Origin of the sequence: Salipaludibacillus daqingensis (genome assembly GCF_029891575.1) — a bacterium.
GTDB lineage: Bacteria > Bacillota > Bacilli > Bacillales > Salisediminibacteriaceae > Salipaludibacillus > Salipaludibacillus daqingensis.
In genome coordinates, this window is the sequence record NZ_JARZHF010000019.1 from 1 (window position 1) to 3,304 (window position 3,304).

The 3,304-nt window shown below is 52.0% G+C and carries 2 rRNA genes; both read right to left on the reverse strand.

The features are described from left to right. Positions 1–108 (reverse strand): 5S ribosomal RNA (gene rrf, locus QDN89_RS21840); the annotation flags it as partial. Positions 109–188: 80 nt separating this feature from the next. After that, positions 189–3,127 (reverse strand): 23S ribosomal RNA (locus tag QDN89_RS21845). Positions 3,128–3,304 lie beyond the last annotated feature (177 nt).

The window sequence follows — 3,304 nt, forward strand, 5'->3', positions numbered from 1 at the left end:
CGTCCTACTTTCACAGGGGGAGATCCCCCAACTATCATCGGCGCTGGAGAGCTTAACTTCCGTGTTCGGCATGGGAACGGGTGTGACCTCTCCGCGATCGTCACTGGACATATGAAATTGACAGGTCTTTGACCTCTCAAAACTGGATAACGATCTATCATGAATGAATCTGTCTTCGAACTAAAGCATTGGTTAAGCCCTCGATCGATTAGTATCTCTCAGCTACGTATGTCGCCATACTTCCACACGAGACCTATCAACCTCATCTTCTCTGAGGGATCTTACTCACTTGCGTGATGGGAAATCTCATCTCGAGGGGGGCTTCATGCTTAGATGCTTTCAGCACTTATCCCTTCCACACGTAGCTACCCAGCGATGCTCCTGGCGGAACAACTGGTACACCAGCGGTGTGTCCATCCCGGTCCTCTCGTACTAAGGACAGCTCCTCTCAAATTTCCTGCGCCCGCGACGGATAGGGACCGAACTGTCTCACGACGTTCTGAACCCAGCTCGCGTGCCGCTTTAATGGGCGAACAGCCCAACCCTTGGGACCTACTTCAGCCCCAGGATGCGACGAGCCGACATCGAGGTGCCAAACCTCCCCGTCGATGTGGACTCTTGGGAGAGATTAGCCTGTTATCCCCAGGGTAGCTTTTATCCGTTGAGCGACGGCCCTTCCATACGGTGCCGCCGGATCACTAAGCCCGACTTTCGTCCCTGCTCGACCTGTATGTCTCGCAGTCAAGCTCCCTTATGCCTTTGCACTCTGCGAATGATTTCCAACCATTCTGAGGGAACCTTTGGGCGCCTCCGTTACTCTTTAGGAGGCGACCGCCCCAGTCAAACTGCCCACCTGACACTGTCCCTGAACCGGATCACGGTTCGAGGTTAGAATTTCAGTACAGCCAGGGTAGTATCCCACCAATGCCTCCACCGAAGCTGGCGCTCCGGTTTCCAAGGCTCCTACCTATCCTGTACAAGCTGTACCAAAATCCAATATCAAGCTACAGTAAAGCTCCATGGGGTCTTTCCGTCCTGTCGCGGGTAACCAGCATCTTCACTGGTAATATAATTTCACCGGGTCTCTCGTTGAGACAGTGCCCAAATCGTTGCACCTTTCGTGCGGGTCGGAACTTACCCGACAAGGAATTTCGCTACCTTAGGACCGTTATAGTTACGGCCGCCGTTTACTGGGGCTTCAATTCAGAGCTTCTCCTAAAAGGATAACCCCTCCTCTTAACCTTCCAGCACCGGGCAGGTGTCAGCCCCTATACTTCGCCTTGCGGCTTCGCAGAGACCTGTGTTTTTGATAAACAGTCGTTTGGGCCTATTCACTGCGGCTCTCTCAGGCTTGCACCCTAATAGAGCACTCCTTCTCCCGAAGTTACGGAGTCATTTTGCCGAGTTCCTTAACGAGAGTTCTCCCGCGCGTCTTAGAATTCTCTTCCCGCCTACCTGTGTCGGTTTGCGGTACGGGCACCAGTTTCCTCGCTAGAGGCTTTTCTTGGCAGTGTAGGATCAGGAACTTCGGTACTAAAATTTCCCTCGCGATCACAGCTCAACCTTAGGACAAGCGGATTTACCTACTTGTCAGCCTCACTGCTTCGACGCACATATCCATCAGTGCGCTTACCCTACCTTCCTGCGTCCCCCCTTCACTCAAACGGAAACGTGGTGGTACAGGAATTTCAACCTGTTTGCCATCGCCTACGCCTTTCGGCCTCGGCTTAGGTCCCGACTTACCCTGAGCGGACGAGCCTTCCTCAGGAACCCTTAGGCTTTCGACGGAGGGGATTCTCACCCCTCTTTTCGCTACTCATACCGGCATTCTCACTTCCAAGCGCTCCACATGTCCTTGCGATCATGCTTCTGCGCCCTTGGAACGCTCCCCTACCACAGACACCCGAAGGTGTCTATCCATAGCTTCGGTGATACGTTTAGCCCCGGTACATTTTCGGCGCAGAGTCACTCGACCAGTGAGCTATTACGCACTCTTTCAATGATGGCTGCTTCTAAGCCAACATCCTGGTTGTCTAAGCAACTCCACATCCTTTTCCACTTAACGTATACTTTGGGACCTTAGCTGATGGTCTGGGCTGTTTCCCTCTTGACTACGGATCTTAGCACTCGCAGTCTGACTCCCGAGGAGTAAGTCATTGGCATTCGGAGTTTGACTGAATTCGGTAATCCTGTAGGGACCCCTAGTCCAATCAGTGCTCTACCTCCAAGACTCTACCCTCGAGGCTAGCCCTAAAGCTATTTCGGGGAGAACCAGCTATTTCCGAGTTCGATTGGCATTTCACCCCTACCCACACCTCATCCCCGCACTTTTCAACGTGCGTGGGTTCGGGCCTCCATCCAGTGTTACCTGGACTTCACCCTGGACATGGGTAGATCACCCGGTTTCGGGTCTACAACCACGTACTCATTCGCCCTATTCAGACTCGCTTTCGCTGCGGCTCCGTCTTTTCAACTTAACCTTGCACGTAATCGTAACTCGCCGGTTCATTCTACAAAAGGCACGCTGTCACCCATTAACGGGCTCCAACTACTTGTAGGCACACGGTTTCAAGATCTCTTTCACTCCCCTTCCGGGGTACTTTTCACCTTTCCCTCACGGTACTGGTTCACTATCGGTCACTAGGGAGTATTTAGCCTTGGGAGATGGTCCTCCCAGATTCCGACGGGGTTTCACGTGTCCCGCCGTACTCAGGATACACTCCGGAGGAGTTAACGTTTCGACTACAGGGCTTTTACCTTGTCTCGCGGACCTTTCCAGATCGCTTCGCCTACGCTAACTCTTTGTAACTCCGTGTGGAGTGTCCTACAACCCCAAGAGGCAAGCCTCTTGGTTTGGGCTGTTTCCGTTTCGCTCGCCGCTACTCAGGAAATCGCATTTGCTTTCTCTTCCTCTGGGTACTAAGATGTTTCAGTTCCCCAGGTCTGCCTTCTCACACCCTATTGATTCAGATGTGGATCTTATCCCATTACGGATAAGGGGTTCCCCCATTCGGATATCTCCGGATCAAAGCTTACTTACAGCTCCCCGAAGCATTTCGGTGTTCGTCCCGTCCTTCATCGGCTCCTAGTGCCAAGGTATTCACCGTGCGCCCTTTCTAGCTTAACCATGTTCTGCTTCCAACACTTGATACATCAAGGTTTTTCACATTACTGGACGTCTTTCTCGGTCTTTCTTGGCCTTACTCTAAGACACTCGGTTCACTCTTCTCTGAATCCGAAGATTCAAATCTGTGTAAAACCGGTGATTCATTCATTTATCGTTATCCAGTTTTCAAAGGACAAA